This is a genomic window from Halobacillus sp. SY10 (genome assembly GCF_045401165.1).
Lineage (GTDB): Bacteria > Bacillota > Bacilli > Bacillales > Halobacillaceae > Halobacillus > Halobacillus aidingensis.
Genome location: NZ_CP174345.1, coordinates 713,857 through 735,040, shown reverse-complemented (window position 1 = coordinate 735,040; position 21,184 = coordinate 713,857). Strand labels below are relative to the sequence as shown.

19 protein-coding genes and 1 pseudogene are annotated in these 21,184 nt (G+C 43.3%); 6 read left to right on the top strand and 14 right to left on the bottom strand.

From position 1 onward, the window contains the following. Nucleotides 1–435: 435 nt before the first annotated feature. From ACJA3J_RS03730 to ACJA3J_RS03720, 3 genes are all read right to left on the bottom strand, one after another. Complete coding sequence (locus ACJA3J_RS03730) at nt 436–1,491, bottom strand: M14 family metallopeptidase (protein WP_406945567.1); 1,056 nt, start codon at nt 1,489–1,491, stop codon at nt 436–438. 201 nt (nt 1,492–1,692) lie between these two features. Then, nucleotides 1,693–2,154 (bottom strand): UPF0158 family protein, encoded by a 462-nt coding sequence (locus ACJA3J_RS03725; RefSeq protein ID WP_406945566.1) that lies wholly within the window; start codon nt 2,152–2,154, stop codon nt 1,693–1,695. A gap of 27 nt (nt 2,155–2,181) precedes the next feature. Beyond that, complete coding sequence (locus ACJA3J_RS03720; protein WP_406945565.1) at nt 2,182–3,363, bottom strand: SEC-C metal-binding domain-containing protein; 1,182 nt, start codon at nt 3,361–3,363, stop codon at nt 2,182–2,184. Between the two features lie 273 nt (nt 3,364–3,636). On the opposite strand from ACJA3J_RS03720, the gene ACJA3J_RS03715 reads away from it, so the two are divergent. Further along, on the top strand, nt 3,637–4,695 hold the full coding sequence (locus ACJA3J_RS03715) for an SDR family NAD(P)-dependent oxidoreductase (RefSeq protein ID WP_406945564.1): 1,059 nt from the start codon (nt 3,637–3,639) through the stop codon (nt 4,693–4,695). A gap of 116 nt (nt 4,696–4,811) precedes the next feature. Here ACJA3J_RS03715 and ACJA3J_RS03710 read toward each other — a convergent pair whose 3' ends face one another. Together ACJA3J_RS03710 and ACJA3J_RS03705 are read right to left on the bottom strand one after the other, a co-directional pair. After that, nucleotides 4,812–5,267, bottom strand: coding sequence for a flavodoxin (locus ACJA3J_RS03710; protein WP_115893122.1), 456 nt, complete (start codon nt 5,265–5,267; stop codon nt 4,812–4,814). Further along, nucleotides 5,264–5,656: a hypothetical protein gene (locus ACJA3J_RS03705; RefSeq protein WP_406945563.1), complete on the bottom strand. Its 393-nt coding sequence runs from the start codon at nt 5,654–5,656 to the stop codon at nt 5,264–5,266. The genes ACJA3J_RS03710 and ACJA3J_RS03705 overlap by 4 nt, the downstream gene beginning before the upstream one ends. A 224-nt stretch (nt 5,657–5,880) precedes the next feature. Between ACJA3J_RS03705 and ACJA3J_RS03700 the strand changes: the two genes are divergently transcribed. Continuing rightward, complete coding sequence (locus tag ACJA3J_RS03700; protein ID WP_406945562.1) at nt 5,881–7,665, top strand: S9 family peptidase; 1,785 nt, start codon at nt 5,881–5,883, stop codon at nt 7,663–7,665. A gap of 40 nt (nt 7,666–7,705) precedes the next feature. Here ACJA3J_RS03700 and mmuM read toward each other — a convergent pair whose 3' ends face one another. Continuing rightward, a complete protein-coding gene (gene mmuM / locus ACJA3J_RS03695) occupies nt 7,706–8,644 on the bottom strand; it encodes a homocysteine S-methyltransferase (protein WP_406946266.1) in 939 nt (312 codons plus the stop codon). Nucleotides 8,645–8,682: 38 nt separating this feature from the next. After that, nucleotides 8,683–9,246 (bottom strand): hypothetical protein, encoded by a 564-nt coding sequence (locus tag ACJA3J_RS03690; RefSeq protein WP_406945561.1) that lies wholly within the window; start codon nt 9,244–9,246, stop codon nt 8,683–8,685. Between the two features lie 406 nt (nt 9,247–9,652). On the opposite strand from ACJA3J_RS03690, the gene ACJA3J_RS03685 reads away from it, so the two are divergent. Continuing rightward, the gene (locus ACJA3J_RS03685) at nt 9,653–10,549 is read left to right on the top strand and encodes a DUF4352 domain-containing protein (protein ID WP_406945560.1); all 897 of its coding nucleotides are present in this window, start codon (nt 9,653–9,655) and stop codon (nt 10,547–10,549) included. Between the two features lie 100 nt (nt 10,550–10,649). On the opposite strand, the gene ACJA3J_RS03680 is transcribed toward ACJA3J_RS03685, so the two are convergent. The 3 genes from ACJA3J_RS03680 to ACJA3J_RS03670 all read right to left on the bottom strand — a co-directional run bounded on the left by ACJA3J_RS03680 (nt 10,650) and on the right by ACJA3J_RS03670 (nt 14,419). Next, entirely contained in the window at nt 10,650–11,030 is a 381-nt protein-coding gene (locus ACJA3J_RS03680) for a DUF4870 domain-containing protein (protein ID WP_406945559.1), read from the bottom strand. A 229-nt stretch (nt 11,031–11,259) separates the two neighbouring features. After that, nucleotides 11,260–11,874 carry a sortase gene (locus ACJA3J_RS03675; protein WP_406945558.1) on the bottom strand — a complete coding sequence of 205 codons (615 nt, stop codon included), beginning with the start codon at nt 11,872–11,874 and terminating at the stop codon, nt 11,260–11,262. A gap of 343 nt (nt 11,875–12,217) precedes the next feature. Then, nucleotides 12,218–14,419 (bottom strand): ATP-dependent helicase, encoded by a 2,202-nt coding sequence (locus ACJA3J_RS03670; RefSeq protein ID WP_406945557.1) that lies wholly within the window; start codon nt 14,417–14,419, stop codon nt 12,218–12,220. Between the two features lie 196 nt (nt 14,420–14,615). On the opposite strand from ACJA3J_RS03670, the gene ACJA3J_RS03665 reads away from it, so the two are divergent. Continuing rightward, nucleotides 14,616–14,789, top strand: coding sequence for a hypothetical protein (locus ACJA3J_RS03665; protein WP_167356014.1), 174 nt, complete (start codon nt 14,616–14,618; stop codon nt 14,787–14,789). Nucleotides 14,790–14,962: 173 nt separating this feature from the next. On the opposite strand, the gene ACJA3J_RS03660 is transcribed toward ACJA3J_RS03665, so the two are convergent. Beyond that, the gene (locus ACJA3J_RS03660; RefSeq protein ID WP_406945556.1) at nt 14,963–15,460 is read right to left on the bottom strand and encodes a hypothetical protein; all 498 of its coding nucleotides are present in this window, start codon (nt 15,458–15,460) and stop codon (nt 14,963–14,965) included. Between the two features lie 127 nt (nt 15,461–15,587). Here ACJA3J_RS03660 and ACJA3J_RS03655 point away from each other — a divergent pair, with 127 nt between their 5' ends. Then, entirely contained in the window at nt 15,588–16,754 is a 1,167-nt protein-coding gene (locus tag ACJA3J_RS03655) for a DUF4317 domain-containing protein (protein ID WP_089651470.1), read from the top strand. Nucleotides 16,755–16,965: 211 nt separating this feature from the next. Here the strand turns inward: ACJA3J_RS03655 and ACJA3J_RS03650 are convergent, their stop codons facing one another. Continuing rightward, nucleotides 16,966–17,565, bottom strand: coding sequence for a class I SAM-dependent methyltransferase (locus tag ACJA3J_RS03650; protein WP_406945555.1), 600 nt, complete (start codon nt 17,563–17,565; stop codon nt 16,966–16,968). Nucleotides 17,566–17,729: 164 nt separating this feature from the next. Here ACJA3J_RS03650 and ACJA3J_RS03645 point away from each other — a divergent pair, with 164 nt between their 5' ends. Beyond that, nucleotides 17,730–18,914 (top strand): sodium:proton antiporter, encoded by a 1,185-nt coding sequence (locus ACJA3J_RS03645; RefSeq protein WP_115893113.1) that lies wholly within the window; start codon nt 17,730–17,732, stop codon nt 18,912–18,914. Nucleotides 18,915–18,925: 11 nt separating this feature from the next. On the opposite strand, the pseudogene ACJA3J_RS03640 reads toward ACJA3J_RS03645, so the two are convergent. Continuing rightward, a pseudogene (locus tag ACJA3J_RS03640) lies at nt 18,926–20,633 on the bottom strand (IS1182 family transposase). Between the two features lie 173 nt (nt 20,634–20,806). Then, nucleotides 20,807–21,133, bottom strand: coding sequence for a four-helix bundle copper-binding protein (locus ACJA3J_RS03635; RefSeq protein ID WP_406945554.1), 327 nt, complete (start codon nt 21,131–21,133; stop codon nt 20,807–20,809). Between the last annotated feature and the right edge of the window lie 51 nt (nt 21,134–21,184).

The window sequence follows — 21,184 nt, the reverse complement described above, 5'->3', positions numbered from 1 at the left end:
GTTGGAGGGCTGTATCGCGCGTTGGAATGCCGGGTCGCGCGTTGGAATGCTGGGTCGCGCGCTGGAATGCTGGGTCGCGCGTTGGAGGACTGAGTCGCGCGCTGGAATGCTGGGTCGCGCGCTGGAATGCTGGGTCGCGCGTTGGAGGACTGGGTCGCGCGTTGGAGGGCTGGGTCGCGCGCTGGAGGGCTGAGTCGCGCGCTGGAGGGCTGAGTCGCGCGCTGGAATGCTGAGTCGCGCGCTGGAGGACTGAGTCGCGCGCTGGAATGCTGGGTCGCGCGTTGGAGGACTGAGTCGCGCGCTGGAATGCTGGGTCGCGCGTTGGAATGCTGAGTCGCGCGCTGGAATGCTGAGTCGCGCGCTGGAAGTCAGAATTGCGCTCTTAGGAAGCAGGATATAAAAAAGGAACTCCCTAAAAAGGAAGTCCCCCTTACATTATTCTCCATCGTAGTTACTCTCAGGTAATGTATCCCAGAACGAAGGATCAGCAGATTCAAGCGAACCATCCGCCAGAGCCTCCAGTGTAGCTGTCATGGCTGTCACCGCTTGCTGGATCAAATATCCATTACTCTTCTGGCCAAGGACATAATCTTCACGATAATGGTCGGCCATTCCTCTCATTTCAAATAATAGGGTGGAGATGCCATATTCAGCAGCCAGTCCATTACGGCTGATCGTCTGTGCCGTTCCACCAGGATATTTGGAAAGAAGACCATAACCTTTGGATTCAACGGCGTTGTAGACGACAGCTCCCAATTTCTTCGACTGTTCACGAACCTCTGGATCCACCTCTGAATTTGTCGGATATAAAATAGAACCAGATACCAGCTCACCTGTATCCCCAAGCGTCACCTGTGTTCCCTGGTGATGCAAGTCGATCATATAATCAGGACTGTATTTTTGCAGCACTTCTTCATGCAACGCCTTCGTTTCAGGCTGCTCGCGATCGACGTGGTCACGGTTCAAGTCTACCCCGTTCGCATTATAGCGTGTGTGCGTTCCTGACACGTAATCATCCAAAGAGAAGTTCACATCCCCTTCCGCTCCATCTACATTCAACCTTGGAGCAATGAGAACATTCACGTTTTCAAGAATGTTTTTCACGTTCTTCCCATTCGAAGTCAAATGTTTGATGACTTGCAATGCGCCTTCTGTCGTCAGCGTTTCATTCCCATGCTGCTGGGTGAGAAACAGGACGGTCGGCTTGTCTTCATCCATGGCGCCAATCTTCGCTAAATATAAATCTCTTCCTTTTACGGACTGCCCATAGACTTCAAGCTCAAGTGCTTCTGAACGCTGATCAAGCTTATGTAAGAAATCAGCCATCTCTTCATAAGAATGCAGGCGTTCATTTTTGATGGTTTCATTTCCATTGTAGTTCGGTCCATTCGCTCCGTTGTCTCCAGCCAGAACGGTTCCACTTCCCGGAATCAATCCACCTGTTGTCAAAAGTGCACCTGTTACAGCTACCGTCAATAATTTCTTTTTCATCAAATGCCTCCCAATTTATAGGTTATTTACCAAATACTTCATTCCTTCAGCAAAAACCTGCTTGAGCAGACAAAATGAACAAAAGTGACTAACCGTTTTTATCTGGATCTCCAATATGTATACATTCCGAACTAGGACCTCCCACCTCCTTTGCAAGAAAAAAAGAATCAGCTCCCTGAGGGAAGACTGACTCTTCATTGCCTATTCTTCATAAGGAATGTCATTTTCTTCGCACCATTCCCTTGCGATCTCCGCATACCAATCTGACTTATACTTGTACCAATCCTCCAACAAGCCGTGATATTCTACATGCTTCCGGAAGCGGCGGAAAGCACCACGTCCACGGATGGCATTCAGCACCTGTGTCCTGACTTGTTCGTCTTTAATAGAATAAGAGAAACTCTCGATGATTTCGTAGTCATGAATATCCCACTTAGAAGGCAGTTCCACGAATCTCTCTTTATTTTGGACGACCATTTTCGCGATCTCCCAGTCCTCCTCCAGCCAATCTATCCGCGCCTCATAAGGCTCGCCCATTTCGGCATCATCATACATTCCTGGAGGAAAACGAACGACTTCATACGTTTCCCGATCAAAAAATGCCATATATTCTTCCATGATCATCTCTAACTCATCAGCAACCTTCCTCAGTTTGACTGTCACTGTTTATCCTCCTCTTCGCACAATGGGCTACTTTAGCGATCCACAACATTTCTTATATTTTTTGCCACTGCCACAGGGACAAGGTTCGTTTCGTCCGATCTTTCTCTCTTGTTTAAAAGGGACGACCTTCTCACTGGTTTCTACTTCCGAGGAAGCCTGCTTATGACGAGAGAGCTCAACTGGTTTGTGACCTTTCAACATCCACATCCGGGTATGGTTGTTGGCGTAGACGAAAGTGTCCGCTACTTGCTGCATCACCTGGCGATTAGGGATTTCAAACGCTTCCTGGAATTCTTCCAACAGTTCATTGATGTCCACCCCTTCTTTCAGAAGCTCTCCAAACATATACGCCTGATCGAGGATTTCCTCCTCATCTAGATCATAAGAGTTTCGAATCAGCTCCATAAAAGGCTGCATGGCTTCCGACGGATCCGTCGCCCCTGCTCTTAGTAACTGTTCCTTTGAAAAAGGATAATAGGGAATTTCAGGCCGAGATTCGTGCTGGGTCATGAGCTCTTTCTTTTCTTCGAAATCTAGACCAGCGTGGAAAAATCCTCCAGAAATAGTACTCACTTCATAATAAGAACAAAGCCGCATCACTTCAAAATAACGCTGGATGTCTACTTCCCTTCCGCTAAGTCGCTCCAACGCTGAAATAACCGCCCCGTCTGTGATATACCCATAATAATGGAGCATGCCTTTGGTCAAACGAATCCACTCTGTATTTTCACGGACTTGCTGCTGAAGCTTTTGCCCGTCTGCTTCACGGAACGCCGATCTTAATTCTTTCGGAAACACCCATACCCGTTTTCCATCATTTCTCGCAGGAAACACCCAGCCGCGCTCGACCATTTTTCTCGCAGTAGAAAAAGGAACGTCTTTTCCACTGACATGCGCTTCCCCTGCAGCAAGCTTTTTTACCAGTTCATAGCCTCCTTCATTCATATAGGATAGAGTCCGGTGCAAATGTACGGGAAGCAGTTCCTTAAAGTGGGCGATTAAATCTGCTTTATTCAGCGAACTTAACCCTTTAAAGCCGAAATTCTTTCTTATCTCATCCAGTTCTGTTTTCGTCCGTTGTTCCAATACACCCTCAAGATCATCGAGATCAGAGGGATGATTCCAAAATTTCTGTTCCTGCATTCGTTGTCTTTCCTTTTCACGCTTTTGGCTTTCCTTCAAGTTCTTTAACAACTGGCTTTTATTCATAAATGGTACCTCCAAGGACACTCGTATTCTCTGTCCATTCTAACATGTCAGATGCCTATGCTCAGAGACTGCTCGAGAGATCATGATCAATGGGCTGCTTCCAATGTTTTCTCATACTTTTTTCACAACATTCCGTTCGCTATATGTTATCCTTGTATCCACTACGAATGATAGCTAGAGCTGGACAATGTTATAGATTTGGAAATCTTTCATTCTATTATGAACAACACAGCTGTTATATAGACACATGAATGAAACATCGGAGGAGCTAACATGAACATTTTGATTACAGGAGCTACAGGCTTTTTAGGAAAACAACTAGCATTGAAATTGCTGAACGACAACCATAACGTCTATGCCCTAGTAAGAAGTCTGCGTAAAGCGGAAAACCTTAAGGAGGACATTCCTGCAGATGCCAAGGGAAAGCTCCACGTCATCGAAGGCGACCTGTCTCTTAAAAACGCTGGAGTCAGTGAAGAGCAACTCCTTCGTTTGCGAGACCAGATTGACACGGTTTATCACAGCGCTGCCTTCCTTTCTTTTGATGAAAATGAACGTGATAAAACCTTCAAAGTCAATGTGGACGGTACAGAGAATGTGCTTCATCTTGCGCAGGACATTCATGCTGCAAACTTTTATTATGTAAGCACAGCATACACGCTTGGAATGAAACGTCAGGCTTCAGAGCAGTTACACGAAAAGGAGCAGACGTTTGTGAATGCTTATGAAGAAAGCAAATGTCACGCCGAACACCTTGTTCTAGGCTACGATCATACGTTAAATATCAAAATTTTCCGTCCCTCCATTATTATCGGAGATTCGAAAACTGGAGAAGCAGACACGAGTTTCGCATTATATGGAGTCATTCGCGGCCTTGAAATTCTTAAGAAACGAACAGAACGGAAAAAGGAGCTGCAGGACCAAACGTTTAAGTTCTTATGTACAGGTGAGACCAGTCAAAACTTCGTCCCTGTCGACTATGTGGTGGATGTACTCACTGCCGCTCTTAATATGGATCATCCCAAAGCCATCTATCACATTACGAATCCTCATCCGCCGACCAATCGTTTGTTATTTGAAATGATCAAGGAAAATCTTGATTTTCATAATATCGAGATGGTCCCGTCCGATTACGAGGGGGAATTAACGAAGGAAGAGCAAGTATTCAATGCTCCGATGAGCGTATTCCGTCCTTATTGGAATAAAAACATTTCTTTTGACGACAGTAACACACAGGAACTTCTGAATAAGAACGGAATGTCTCGTCTGGTTATGGACAAAGCGATGATCGAACGCATCCTTTACGGAAACAAGACAACAGTCAAAACATAAACAAGAAGAGAAAAACGCAGAGGAGATCTATTATCCTCTGCGTTTTATAATGGTAAAGGCTTTTTGAGAGACTATTGAAACGGTGGAATCCAAATACTTGTGTTCACTGAGTATGCCTATGCTTTGACGTTCAGAAAATGGTTGGATACACTCTCTGCAAACTGCGAACACGCATTCAGGTCTTCTTCTGCATCTGGATTCATATCAATTTTCAACCCTTCTGCAATAAGATCCGCACCCGCTTCTTTCAATTGATCTTCCAACAGATGGACAGCTTCACAGAAACGAGGGTACACGGGATCACCGGACCCGAACACGGCTGCTGATATGCCTGTTAAATCAACATCAGCCAGCTCATCATAAAAATCCTCTACTTCATAGGGTAAATCCCCATCGTTCCATGTATAGGAGCCAATAAGTAAACCATCATATTCTAATAGCGAAGAGACTTCTATGTCTTCTAACTCGCGCATTTCCACCTCATGGTCACAGTCTAAATGAGACTTTAAAAGGTCAGCTATATCCTCTGTATTTCCAGACATACTGGCAAAGCCAATCAGGATCTTCGTCATGACTTACTCCCTTCTGATACAGCTTCATGCGTATATAAATGTTTCATCTGTTTATATGCTTTCGTATACATTTGGAATAAAACTTCATCTCGAACATGTAGAGCCTGATCAATTTTGTATGCTTGGTAATTCATTTGCAACTCTACATCCAACCAAGTCATCAACATCCGTTTTTGATAAAGTTCATCTATAAAACGTGCAGACATGTTGAAAGGCTCTTCCCCTTCTCTCTGGACGCTGACGTTCCACCCGTGGCTTTCTATATAAAAAGGATCGTTCAACACATATAAGCGCTGGCCTATTCCAAAGCGAATCGTTTTGTGACAGCCACAACCTGCATTTCTCCTTTCATATCGGAAAGGTTTAATGACATATAAACAATGTCCCATGGTTGGCTTCACTCCCTTTGTAAGTATATAAATATATTAATTGATAACGATTATCATTGTCAATTGTTATTTGATTTTCTTTGAGCAGCTGTTTTATGTATATGGTGTTGAGGAGAACGGTTCACTCTTTTGTCGATTACTCCAGTCACATGCGAGACAAGGAGGAATCAACAAAGGAATGTCGAAACTTGTTAAATGACAAAAAAAGGAATGGAGTTTTGTACATGTTAAAATTCCCGCAACCCGATGTTGAACAATTCTTTCAAACGTATGGAATAGAGACATTTGCCGTAAGTGCGGATGAATCTCAGCTTGTCTTCAGTACAAATTTGAATGGCAAATACAATCTATGGGCGATGGATCTTCCGAATACTTTCCCCTATCCACTAACGTTCCACAATCAAAGCTGTGAGCACGTCACCTACGGACCTAAAGAGAAATTCATGATTGCTGTTGTGGATAAAGATGGCGATGAAAATGGACAAATTTATGCCATACCGCCTGAAGGAGGCCCTCTCCAACCTGTACGTAAAAAAGATGGTGCCCGCCACATCTACCCCTTTTTATCAAAAGACGGAAAGCAGTTGTACTATACGTCAACAAAGGATGACGAAACGTACATGAAAGGCTATCGCTTTAACTTGGAAACTGAAGAGGAAGAAGTCATCGTTCACGGTGAAGGTGGGATGACGGTTCTGGTCGACAAGAGCCCGGAGGAAAAGAGCTTCCTCTATATGAAGGCTTTTTCGAATACATACCAGTTGTATTATGTAAAAACAGGAGAGGAAGACCTTCTTCTTACCCCTTCACCTGAGCCTCAGCACACGGTATCCGAAGCGATTTTCGTTTCCGAACAGGAAATCTACTTGCTCACCAATTACGAAAGTGACTTTTCCTACCTCGCGCGCTTCAACCTTGAAACGAAGTCTTTTGAAAAAGTCGTGCACGCAGAGGCGGAAGATTTAAAGCAAATGAAGTATGATCAAACGACCGATTCCCTTTATATCATCAGTGAAAAAGGTGTACGTGATCAGCTTTACCGTTATAAGCTGGGCGAGAAGCAACTCGAAAATCTGGAGTCTCCCGTCAGTGTCATCGATCAATTAGTCATTGCTGATTCTGGAACGGTGTACCTTCGCGGTGACTCTGCGACGGTACCTGCTAATCTGTACAAACAGAGAGGAGGAGGTTGGGAATCGTTAACGAAATACGGCGTCCCAGGCGTGAATAAGGAGTATTTGACATCACCTGATTATGTCACCTATGAATCTTTTGACGGCTTAGAAATAGAAGCTTTATTGTACCGTCCAAAGCCTGAAAAAGATAATGGCCATATGATTTTTTGGCCTCACGGAGGCCCACAAGCTGCGGAACGCGCTTCCTTCCGCTCTCTCTTCCTGTTTCTCGTCCATGAAGGATACAGTCTTTTCGCTCCGAACTTCCGGGGCTCGACAGGATATGGACAGGCATTTGAAAAAATGATTGAGGGCGACTGGGGACATGCTCCTAGGCTCGATAACGTCGCCGGTCTCGACTGGTTGATCGATGAAGGGTACGCAACGAAAGATAGCATACTATTGATGGGCGGCAGCTACGGAGGCTATATGTCTCTCCTGCTTCATGGCAGACATCCGGACTATTTCAAAGCGGTCGTCGATATCTTCGGCCCCTGCAACCTGTTCAGTTTCATCAACTCCGTACCTGAACACTGGAAGCCAGCCATGGCCCAGTTGGTCGGTGACCCTGAAAAAGATAAAGAAAAGCTCGACGAAGACTCTCCGATCAACTACCTTGATACGATGACGAAGCCGATGCTCGTCATTCAGGGCGCAAAGGACCCTCGCGTAGTCAAAGCGGAATCCGATCAAGTCGTTGAAGCTTTAAAAGAGAAAGGAAGAGACGTGGAATACATTGTCCTGGAGGATGAAGGACATGGTTTTTCCAAGAAAGAAAACGAAATTCTCGTGTACAGGAAAGTACTAGAATTCTTTAACCGCCATATTCAATAGAAACAAAAAGAAGGGCTCAAATAAGCCCTTCTTTTTGTTTCTATCTTTTCATTTTCCACTTTTCTGCCAACACGCGAATGTGTTGGGGAGTCGTCCGGCAGCACCCGCCGATGAGCGAAGCACCTCTTTCAACCCATTGTTGGGATGCATCATCAAAATAGACTGAAGAACCTTCCCCATACCACGTGTTCGAGTCTGGGTCATACGTTTCGCCGGAGTTCGGATACATAAGCAATGGCTTGTCTGTATATTTTTTCAGGACCGCCACCGCCTCTGCCGCTATTTCCATTGGTGCACAGTTCACCCCGACTGAAGCGACTTGGTTGCTATCATTCAGCTCTTCAGCACACGTTCGAAGAGCCGTACCGTCGCTGATTTCTTTTCCATTTTTTAATGTAAACGACATCCAGGCATACGTCTCCGGAAACTCTAATAATAATGTAGCCAATACTCTCGCCTCTTGAAAAGAAGGGATCGTTTCCATTGCTAGGAGATCTGCTCCCGCCTCCACCAACGCCTTCATTCTGGGACGATGAAAATCAACCAACTGTTGATCGGTCACCCCATAATTCCCCTTGTATTCTGATCCGTCTGCAAGATAAGCGCCATATGGACCGATCGAAGCGGCCACTAACGGTTTCACATTGTTCCCAGAAGAACCTTCTTCCCAATATTCATCTCTGGCGCTCCTGGCAAGCTCAACCGTTTTCTTCATCAACGATAACGATTGCTCTTCGGAAAAGCCCCGTTCCGCAAAGCCGGGAATCGTCGCCTGGTAACTGGCGGTAATGGCACAATCCGCTCCCGCTTTGAAATATTCTTTATGTACTTCCTTGATGGCCTTCGGATTTTCCAGCAGCACTTTCGCTGACCATAACGGATCGTCCAAGTCACAGCCATAAGCTTCAAGTTCTGTCGCTAAAGCACCATCCAGAACCATGACAGAATTTTGTTGAAGAAATTTCTCAATGGGATTCATGTTCAACTTTTGCATCTTTCATTCCCCTTTCTAAAGACCTACCTTGCATATCTTTCCATAATCTCATAGAATGGATCCCATTCATCAGGAAAACCATTATCTCCTGACTTTACGATACTCCTTCCATCCCTGAGCAATTCTAAACTCCAGTGCGTTCCATCCATAATTGGAAATTCACTAGAATAACGAGATTTCCAGTTCAGTAGATTCACCGCTTGGATTTCAGCGATGATACGATCGACGGAGGTTTTCCTCAATTGCTTAACATTAACCTTTTCTCCCCCCACATTCCGGTGCCCCCATTTCATATCTCTTGTTTCGAAGTTGACTTCAACGAAAAACTCCCCTTCAAAGAACCCTCCTATGGAAAAGTTGATTCCTTTTATACGGGCATAAGCTGCCTCTATGGCTTCACGTTTATTCCAACGATATCCGCAATCGTTACAAGAATATTCAGGTCCATCAAACAGAACACAGCAACCGCCCAGCACGACCTTTCCTTCTTCTGCTTGTTGGTAAGCTTCATAGGTTGGTTCCCCATATAAAATGGTGGCTACCTTTTTCGAATGACACCTGGGGCATTGTTTATAAGTAATCGCCATCCGTATGACCTCACTTCTCTGATTCTCTTAATACTTCTTCGATACTGATAAAAGTATGAAATAGCTGTCCTGGTTTGGAAATTTCAATGCTTTCATTGATTAACTAAAGCCATACATCTATCTATTCCATATTTCAACATTCTTTATATTTAATCCTTTTCATTAACGAAAATAAAGTTTATACACAGCTTTAATCACTACTACTTAGAATATTGGGTGTTCATTCATTATTTACCATCACTCTAACCGGTAAAATAAACTAAATATATAACAATACCTTTATGTTTGTAACAAAAATGTTACAATATGTATCAGAGTATAATCAGTATGTTTTTGTTATCAGGTCAAAGATACTAGCAATTATTCACACTTATACTTATATATTTATGAGGGGAGTAGTATTACAATGAAGAAACTATTATCTTTCATTTTCGTTTTGACTATTACTACATTGGCTGCTTGCGCTTCGGATGAAGAAGCAAAAACAGTCGATGAACCTAAAGAAAACGAAACCAAGGAAGAAAAAGACCAAACAACTAAAGAAGAAGGCACAGGTTTAGAAGTGTTGGAAGAAAAAGGCGCGGAAGGTATGACAGAAGAAGACTGGGAACAAGTAGACCTCTCGGAGGCCCAATTCAAAAAGCTACTGGTCACATTAACTGAACCAAATGAAGAAGGTGAAATTACACTCAGTGAGGCCAAGATGTCTGATGAACAAACAATCATTCTCACACTAAACAATTCAGACGGTGAAACAATGGAAAATGCCATGTTGGCACCAATTCTAGACGCTTATTTGAGAGAGATGTACAAACACTCTGACTTTTACAATGATGAAGAACCAACCATTATTGTCGAGGATTTATCCGGATTTAAAGTAATGAACAATGACGAACCCATTGATTTTGAAGAAGGGCAAACATCTAGCAGTCTGGGAACATTCGATATGGGTGAAAAAGTGGATGTAAACGGAACAGTGATTACACTTAAAGAAGCTTCTTATACAGATGAACGAAATGACATGACAGACAAACAACCAGAAGAAGTGCTACAAATTGATCTGAAAGTACAAAATTCAAACGATGAGTCCCTTTTCTTTAGTGGTGGAGATTTTGACGTCTATGACGAAGAAGGAACTCAAATGGAAACTTACCCTTTAGATACTCTAATGACTGAATTAAAGCCTGGAAAAAACACTTCCGGACAAGCCTTTTATGGAGTTAGCGGCAAAGGACCATATGAAGTGTACTACACAGATATGATGACTGATATCGAGGCTAAATGGATCATTGAAATAGAATAAATAAGAAAAGACCATCTCTATGTGTGGATACAACATAGGGATGGTCTTTTGTGTTAACAAAAAGAAAAAATGCGTTTTCCCAAAATTTAAACCCTTACAGTTACTTTGACATCTTCGCAAGTTGCTCTTCCGCCATTTTTCCCGTCACCGGTAAATGATACCTCTCCCCCTGATACGCTTTTACCATCAACAAAATCCATAACACCAAAGAAACTGGAGCCATCAATAAGCTGACAAAAAGTCCGATAATCGGAATGAAATTGACAACAAATCCAAAAACAAAAAAGAAACCAAATAAGATTACGGACTGCATGGCATGAAAACGAATGAACTCATTTTCCTTTTCAATGAGAAGGAAAACGATGCCGCTGATAAAGCCGAGCAAGTAGGCAAGCAGACCTCCGACATTTTCCTCTAACCCTGTAGAAGATTTTTTCTCTTCCTCACTGCCTGAAGTTTTCGTTTTTGATTCTTGATCCACCTTCCACCCTCATTTCAAAATAGTTTTTCAACCTAGTACATATGCCCCCTTCCTTTTTACTAATACATATCCGTTTGATTAAAGAGTATGACCAGGATGGCATTAAAACTTCGGTTGATTTCAAAGCATACTTTAATTTTAAGGAGAGGATTCACGCACCAATCTCTTTTTCCTCACACATAACAAACTAAAAAACCCCTCCTTTCTTCACAAAAGGAGAGGTCTGTCATTATTTTATCTCTTGCTGCTTCACTAAATCTGCTTGTACGATAAAACGCTCAGGTGCAGAACCGATAAAGTCGAACGGATAACAGGTGGTCAATGTCAACGTAGGAGATGATTTGGGGACAAGGACCGATGTATCTTCCGCGTCCGTGACCCAGATTTTATTGATTTGGTATTCATACTCGATGTTGTTTTCCGTCAAGTAGATAAAATCCCCTTCCACTAAACCATCAAGCCCTACGAAAGTCGTCTCCCTGTGACCGGCGAGTGCGGTGTGGCCACCTTCGGATGGAGATGTCGTAAACGACGTATCATACATTCCGATTCCTTTTTCTAACGTGTCTGGATCAGAACCGTAATACACAGGGTACTTTTTCCCAAGTTTCGGAATCGTCAACTCTTCCATCCCTTCACCGGTTTCATACGTTTCAGCAGAAACATGGTCCACGGTGTAGGAAGAGTCACCTGGATTTTTAGAAACCGAATAGCTTTGGCGCAGCTCCGTCTGTAATTCTGGGTCATAGGAAACGACCTGACTTTGCATCCACCATTGGTAACCGTTCCATAAAACCATCAAGAGTCCCAGTGTTATGAAGGTGATGCTAAGCTTTCGGATCATCAGACTTCATCTCCTTTGCGTTCAAGTGAAGGATTAGATTTTCTTCTTCTGAACAATAGAAACGCGCCATCCCGACTACGAACGTTCATGCAAAATACCGACCGGGTAAGAGGGACTAGTTTCCGCGAGTGGGGCACATTTTTCATCACTTCGGGAAAAGATTTAACTTCTATGATCTATGTTATAGTTTTTTTATTAAGTGAACGATAAGCAGAGGTGAAAGAGGTGTAAAAGAATGTTAATGTGACGGTTAAAGAAAGAAAGTTTCCAATTAAGTTCCTGATAAAATGTTAAAAAAAGATGCCTCGATCCTATGGACCTGGCACCTTCTGGGTGGGTTCTATTAACGTTTCATACCTTCTGTACTCTTACTCAACAATCCATTGTCTAAACAAACCTCTAACAACAGTTCTTTGTAACCTGCTTCTACAAATTGGATGCCGATCTGGTCGGTATCATATTCCTTGATGACACCGGGACCGAACTTCCGATGAATGATGGGTTTTCCAATCTCCACCTCATCCATTTGGAGCAGGTTTTCATCTGATAAATCAGGAGCTTGACGCTTCCGTTTTCTCAGCTTCTCTCCTTCCGGCTGAAGAATCCTCCTCACATTCATCAAAAAAATCGATTCTGTCACGCGTTCACTGCCTTTGTAGTTGTACGTCAACAACTCAAGGTTTGTCCTTGCGCGTGTCATTCCAACATAGAAAAGACGGACGGCTTCCTCCATTGGTCCAGCTTCCTTATTTCGATACGTTTCCATATCATCCTTCGACGGAATGACGCCATTAACGAGGTCGATCATGTACACTTTGTCATATTCAAGACCTTTAGCACTATGGAACGTTGTCAGCGTAAGAGCACTTTTGTTTTTATTGTACTTAGATGTTTGAAGAAGCTTCTCCAACTCCTTTAAACGATCTGCGAAACCTTTCAGTGAGCCTAATCCCTCGGCAATTTTTTCAAGGGTGTTTAAAATGTTCATCAGGTGTTCGGCATTGAAGCCGAATTTATCGGACATCTTTTGGAGCGCATGATCGTAACCAAGCTTTTCCCTGATCGTGCGGATCGCTTGGGCGGGCTCCATTTCGTTGATGTCTTTGAACAGCTTTTTTGCCTTTTTGATGTTCTTCGATTGATAGTCAGGCAGGTCCCTTTCCAAAAGCCGATCGAAAACGGACGCTTGGCTATTTTTCTTTTTCAAAAAGAAAATCTGTTTTTTCGAAATATAAGCATTGAACTTAGTATGAATCCGCTCGAGAATATCGACACGGCGATCATTGTAGGAGAACCGCATAAAGTTCAGGATATCCTCTACGACCCAGTGTTTGAAAAACTTCGGATCGATGTCTTTCATATAAAAATCAATGCCGGATTTATCGAGCTGATCAGCGATCGGTACAGCCGATGCGTTGTTGCGGTAGAGAACAGCCACTTCTTCTCCCGGTCCTCTATTTTTCAGTTGTTCCGTGAGATACTTCAACTGCTTTTCATAGTTGCTCAAGTTTTTGATCTCGATTGGAGTGTGCGCCTCATTTTCAGTGAACATTTCTTTTGCATACCGCTTTTTATTGCGTTTGATGAACTGGTTGGATACCTTCACAATGTCCTGTGATGAGCGGTAATTCTGGGACATCGTCAAAACGGTTCCGTTCGGATACGTTTCTTCAAAGTCCAAGAGTTTGTCGACATCCGAACCGCGCCACATGAAAATCGACTGATCATCATCCGCTACGACACAAAGGTTGTTCTGTGGTTTTGCCAACAATTCAACGATTTCATGCTGAACCAGCGAGTTATCCTGACTTTCATCTGTCAAAATGTATTCAAACTGCTGCTGATACTTGGATAGGATTGCTGCATCGTCCAATAAGATTTCATGGCAATACGTGAGCATATCATCAAAATCAAGCAACAATTTAAACGGATCCTTTTTCTTAAATGCTTCATACGATTGGTAGATGGACGATGCCTGTTTCACCTGACAAGGCACCCGGTCGAGCTCTTTCCCTTCAATCATACGGTTCTTCACAAAACTGATGTACCTCATCAGCTCGTCCATCTCATCATCCGTCATCTGCACACCATTCGCATCTTCATATAACTTTTTCAAAATAAACTTCTTATGAAGAGGAACCTCTGGCCCGTCCCAGCCTTTTTTCAATTCTTCATCACTTATATTTCCTTCAATCAGCTGGAAGTGTTGACCATTCTTCCGTAATGATTCACGGACCACTTTGTAGGCGAAACTGTGGATGGTGGAAAAGTGGACCTTTTCATTCGTCAGACCGGAAAAGAAACGATCGAAACGTTCTGACATATCCCGTGCTGACGCTTTACTGAACGTGACCGCCATGATTCGGTCAGGGTCAACGTTTTTCTCGAGGATCAAATAACCGATCTTCATATTCAGTGTCGTCGTTTTCCCTGAACCCGGTGACGCAAGCAAAAGCAACGGCCCGTCCGTGTGCACCACCGCCTGTTGCTGAACATCGTTCAAAAGGACACCCGTCTCTTGTTCCATCCGCTCAAAAAAATCCATACCTGTCCTCCTCCTTTCCGATCAACATACAACGAAAAAATAGATGGAAGAAGGCACACACGCTTCTTCCATCTATTTTTTCAACTTCACTTATTATACATTGGATTTCTTATCGTTTCTAGATGAATTTCACCACTTCCTTACATGAGAAATACAATTCCGTTTCATAATAAAAAGGAGACGGAGGTGAACAATCATGGCGAAAAGAACAAAGAAACACGATGCTGAGCAAAAGAACAAAAAGGGATTTGACCCGAAAAAAGCCGATACTGAATTTTCTCAGGAATTCGGCAGCGCAGCAGCTAACGAAGCTCACAAACAAGAAGCCCAAAAAGCGCGCAAATCCAAAAAAGCAAAACAAGATAACTAACACAAAAAGGGTTCCTTCATTAAGGAACCCTTCTCCTTTTCCGCTATTCCCTTAGCTCCCTTTTGTTGAAGACTCAGTTTCGAGACTTCTGTTGAGTGGATGGGGCTGCGGGGAATGACTCGCTTTCTGGGAGCTTTGTGAGCCTCCTTTAGTCATCAACGTTTTTAAGATCCTTAAAACAAGAAAAACAGACTAAAAAATAACACCAATGTCCAAAAGTAAGATAGGTGTACGGTTCGTTCTGGTGACTGCTCGAACCGTTTTCTTTTGTGCTCAAAAGAAAAAATAAACAAAAAGATTAAGAATAGAAAATAGGACAGGAAAACATAGAAAAGAGAACGCACCTGTTCGATCCACCCTCCTATGGGGCCTATCGTTCCTCCCAGTAAAAACAAGACGATAGAAGTACCTCCGATGAACATGCATATGGAGGGCATATACGTCCAAATGGACTGTTGGAATTTATGTCCTTTTTTCGCTTCAAACAGAAATAGTATGTAAAAACAAGTGATGAAGAGGATGAGGACCAAAAACGTTATCAGCGGAGAATACACAGCTCCCTCTCCTCTCGTGATTTCCACTCCTATATGACCAAGAAGGGTAGACTCGAGGATCCACATAATTAAAGCCATTCCAATGAATACGAAAATTTGATAGATGGACCATTTCATAACTTCACCTCCTTTGCCTTTACGTAAAACACCGCTACTTTGTTTCAATTTCTGGGTTGTTTACATTTTCTCTATGTTAAAATAAGAGAACCAGAAAAGGAATGACCAATTTAGGAGTGAACGATGGATGGACAAAAAAGACATTGCCGGCATCCGCAGGCAGCTCAAAGTGGACAATGACCTATTGAAAATCAAAAATATTTTCAACGTCTATATCATGAAAGAAACGACAGAAATTTATCATCATCAGAGCCAGCCATTTGAAATGCTCGATAAAGATCAGCAAGAGCTTTATATGAACAATTTCAAAAAGCTTCTCACCGGGCAGCTCGATGAAAAACTGTTCGAACTGAAGTTTCAGCGTGAAGCCGAAGATAACAGCCAGCTGATTTTACATAAAGGTCTTCTAAGTAACCATGTGGACGACTGGAAGGAACAAATGCTTCAAATGACAGAAAAAATCATCCGCGATCATCCCTATGAAAAGGATGTTGTCATCTCCTTCATCCGCGCTGAATATATGAAGCCTACGAGACGCCGCAGCGAAGAATCAGAGGAAAGCAGTCGCGACGCCGTTTATTCGAACCCGTTCATCCTCTGCAGCATCAATAAAACAGAAGATCCGAAAAAAGAAATTCAGTTCGACTATATTGAGAAAGAATTCAAATATAAAATTGAAGTCGATCCTGTCATCGATTTGAAAAACCCGATGACAGGCTTTCTTTTCCCAGGAATTACAGACGGTGCTTCGGATGTAAACCACATCCTCTACTCTGCCGGAAAAGCGAACGAACCTGACTACCGTTTCATTGAAGACGTGTTAAACGGGGAAGAAATCATGACGGCTAAAGAGGATAAAGCCATTTTCGAAGAAGTCATCCGTGACGTCGTCGGGGACCAATTGAGCCCTTCCACCCTTGCCAACGTCTACGGGGAAATCAACCGTACCGTCGAAGAAAACGAAGACGATACTCCCCCGAAACTCGACTACAGAGATGTCGAACGCGTATTGAAATCGAGCGGCGAACAGGTCGATTCAGAGAAAGTGAAACACGCATTTGCTCAAATTACCGATAATGAAGGCTATGAGCTGAAAGCAAGCAGTATCGTACCAAAATACAATTCGAAGTCGATAAAAATCAATACGAAAATCGCCAATATATCGATCAGCCCCCAGGACCTTCAGTATGTCAGACAGGTCAATTACAAAGGGAAACGCTGCATTATGATTGAAGTGGAAGAAGATGCCGAGGTTGATGGATTTAAAATGCTGCCGGAGGCTTTTGGAGAATAAGCGGCAAGCGACGGCACCTAGAGTCAAAAAGAAATCCCTGCTCCCCTTTCAGAATGGGGAGCAGGGACTTTCACGAGTCTTGGTTGATATTTTTCATTTTTGATTGATATTTTTGAATTATTATTGATATATTCGATTTTCAATTGATATCTCACAACTTTAATTGATATCCGTAATCTACCCACTTTCAGTTGTGGCAGGGCTCGTTTCCTCATACTCGAATGAATGCCTGAATCACATGACCGACACCTGTATGCCGTTCTCCTTCAGTCCGGTCCGCTTCACCATAGTAAAAATGCAGGCATTTGTACTCACTGATCCAGTGCAGAACATTTTCAGGCGAATATAGCATACGTTTATCTTTCGGACCTCCGGTACCATAGGCAAGCTGGTCCTCAGAATAGACTTCAAAGAAGACAACCCCTCCAGGTTTTACCGACCGTATCATCTGCTCAATAAGAAACGATTGACTCTCTTTCGGCACATGACCGAAGACCATAACCGCTGCATCAAACTGGGCAGCTTCCATTTCTTTTTTCGTCAAATCCGCCTGAACAGTATCTATATGAACGCCCTCTTCTTCTGCCAACTGTTCAGCTTTGGTCAGCCCTTCATCCGATTGATCGAATACCGTTACCTGATGCCCCTGTTTCGCCAGGTGGACAGCATTTCTTCCTTCCCCCTCCGCGAAACAACCTACGTATCGGGCTTCTTTCAACTGTTCAGTCATTTCCACTACGAACGTATTCGCTTGTTTCCCGTACACATACGTTTCTTTTGAAAAGCTCTCATTCCAAAACTCTTTAGACACTCCATATACCCCCTTTTGTATATTGCTTTTATCATAAGCATAGCACGGGTTCACTTTCTTATGCGAAAAAAGCAGCTTGATATCATATAGATTATATAAAAGAAGTTTCATTATTTCTTCCAAAGGATAATGGCAAACCATACATAGAAAAAGGAGGTTCGACCATGTCCATCACACAAGGAATCCTACTATTGTTCATCGGTTTTTTCATCTTCACACTCGATAAAAAGCAGGAAAACCTTCCTGTACCAACGGTTCTCGTCTTTATTGGAATCGCATTATCTTTCATCCCTTATTTTTCTTCCATCGAAGTGACAGAGCATATGATTTATCATGTGTTTCTCCCTGCTCTATTATTTGTGTCCGCCTACCGTTTCCCGGCGGAACAGTTCAAAAAGCATATGGGCTTTATCCTTTTTCTAGCTACTGCCGGGCTTCTGTTGACGGTCGGAATTTTAGGAGCACTTGTTTATATTGTCAGTGGACCTTTTATCTCCCTCTCTCTCATCGGTGCTTTATTGCTCGCTTCCATCCTAACGCCAACGGATCCGGTTTCCGTTGTATCGATCTTAAAAAACTCTACAGGCGATGAAAAGATAGCAGATGTGGTAGAGGGGGAATCCCTTCTGAATGACGGGACGAGTATCGTGATGTTTTCTGTGCTTCTGGGCATTTATACGAGCAGTGAAGATTTCTCTCTCTTCTCATTTACGAGCGAGTTTTTAGTCGTTTCCTTAGGTGGGGCTTGCTTGGGTACCGTGTTCGGCTGGTTGATGAGTAAAGGGGTTCATTACACCCACAACAAAGAATATCAGGTGATGCTAAGTATCGTTGTGGCCTATGGAATATTCAACCTGGCGGAAGCCATTGGAGTATCAGGGGTTCTCGCAACAGTATCGGCTGGTCTTATGCTCTCCTTTGAATACGGTCGAACCATAAAGGAAGAACATTTCAAAGAGTCATTGGACGGTTTTTGGGGCATCGTAGAGATTTCGCTGCTTTCTCTATTATTCCTACTGATCGGTATTAAGGCCGCTCCCTATTTGAGCACACCTGTCTGGGGATTTGCTTTTCTCGTCTTCCTGCTATCGATGATCGTCCGGTTCCTCATCATTGCAGGCAGTACAACCCTTTTCCCCCATTGGCGGAAAGAAATTTCCTGGCGTGAATCAACGGTGATCTCATGGTCCGGCCTTAAAGGAACAATGTCCGTGTTTCTTATTTTAAGTTTTCAAGTTCAGCAGACGGGTGGACATGAATTGTTTCTATCATTAGCTTTTGCGACGGTATTGATTTCTCTCGTCATCCAAAGCCTCGGGGTCTATCCGCTTTCAAAGAAATTGCTATAGTCTCTCCTTCATTAAGGCACAAAAGCATTCTCTACAAAAATAAAAACGAGGCTGGGACATAACCAGTCGAAAACGTAAAAAAGGGTTCCGGTCATCGAATTTTGATGACCGGAACCCTTTTTTACTGAGTTTATCTTATCATTGGTTAGACGGTTTCCGTTTCTGGCCGTGTACTTTCTCAAGTTCACGGCCAGGAAGGCAAATCCTAATTCATTTTCCACACACTCTTTGCCCCTCACGGACATTCGAGTGAAACGCAAATTAGCCTTCAAAAATCCAAAAACTGGCTCTACGTCTACCTTACGTTTTCCGTAGATTTCACCCGTTTTCTCGTCTGAAAGCTTCTCCTTCACGCTATTCTTTTGTTGCTCCCACTTCTCGTTGTAATAGACCTTTCGATTATTCCCCTCTTTAGCCTTTGTGCACTGGGAACGGAGAGGACAACCTGTACAATCTTCGCATTCGTACACCTTGAACTCGCGTTGATAACCATTTCGATCGGTTTTCTGAGATCGATGACGGAACGAGACCCTTCTACCGTTTGGACAAATAAAGGCATCATCTTCTTCGTTATAGGTCCAATTGGCCGAGTGAAATTCATCTTTCTGAAATCTCTTCGTCTTCTCTTTGCGGTACGAATTATATGTAATAAGCGCTTCTCGTTTACGGTTCTCCAGGACATCTTCATAATTTTCTTCACTGCCATATCCACCATCGGCGACGATGTATGGGGGCAGTTCAAAGAAGTCTTCTTCGATACGATCAAGGAAGGGACGGAACGTGCGCATATCTGTAGGGTTTGGAAAAATATCATAGGCGAGAGCGTACTGACCTTCCGTCGCAATTTGGATATTATAGCCGGCTTTTAATTGCCCGTTTTTCATATAGTCATCTTTCATTCGCATAAACGTCGCATCATGATCGGTCTTGGAGTAACCATTCCGTTCACCGAAAATTTCCATATCCCGTTCATACTTCTGCTTGCGAGCCACAAAATCGCTGAACTGTTTGTGAGCCTGTTTTGGCTCTTTGCGTTCCGAACGCACTTGTTTTCGTTCGCTTACGTCTTCACTTTCTTCGATTGTCTGAGTCATTTCTTCTACTTTGTCTTCCAGCGTTTCCGCTATGTCGGAGAGCTCTTGAACCGTCAATTCCTCAGGGTTTTCCCGCTGAATTTCCGGTATGATTTCCTTTTCGACTAACGTACAGGCGGTTGGACTTCTCGATGAGGCTTGCACTGTAGTTTTCGACAGCCTTGCGCCACACAAAGGTAAATTTATTGGCGTTCGCTTCAATCTTGGTTCCATCAATAAAGATCGCTTCCTCATCAATGATATTCTCTTGAACGAGTCGGCAACGAAACTGGACGAAGCCTTGGCGAAGGATTTTTTTGACGGACGGGTGGACGCGGAAACGATTGATGGTGCGATAGCTGGGTTCATACCCTTGGGCTAACCACATCATGCGAACACTATCCTTAAGAAGAGCTTCAATTTTCCTACCAGAGAACACCGATTGCGTGTAGGCACATAAAACAATCTTCATCATCATACGAGGATGATAAGCGGGGCATCCCGTATCACGCATGAAACCTGAGAAATCCTCATCCGGAATACTTTCCACCAATTCATGGACCGAATAGGCGATGTCATTTTCCTGAAGTTTCATTTCAACGTCCATGGGCAAAACCACTTGATTCATGTTATAATTTTTAAACATAAGAGCACCTCCGAGGTTATTGTGTAGGAACTTTAATTTTATCAGAGTGTGCTCTTATTTTTAATTGAAATGAAAAAAGACAACATAAATTGAGGAGCCCTGCGAACCAAATTGGTTCGCAGGGCTCCTTTTTGTTTCAGAGGCTGAGTTTTGTCCCAGCCTCGTTTTTTAGGTTACGCAATCTTTCTACAAGCATCGGCACACTCTTGGCAAGCTTTCGCGCATGCTTGACAATGGTCATGATCATGCTTCGCGCATTCTTTACCGCAATCATCACAAATTTTCGCACATACAGATGCTAGTTCCGCCACATAAGGAGTACCTCTCGTGATCGCTGCTTCTAAGTATCCACAAATACCTGCACACTCACGATCCAAACGAATACACTCAGCCATCATTTTCACGTCTTCTTCTTTGAGACAAGCATCATAGCAATGGTTGCATGCCTCCATACATTCATGTAAAACCTTCAGCGTTTCCTGATACTGCTGGTGAGCCATAAATAATTCCTCCTTATCATTTTGATCTTACATTGTTATAATACCCAGTAC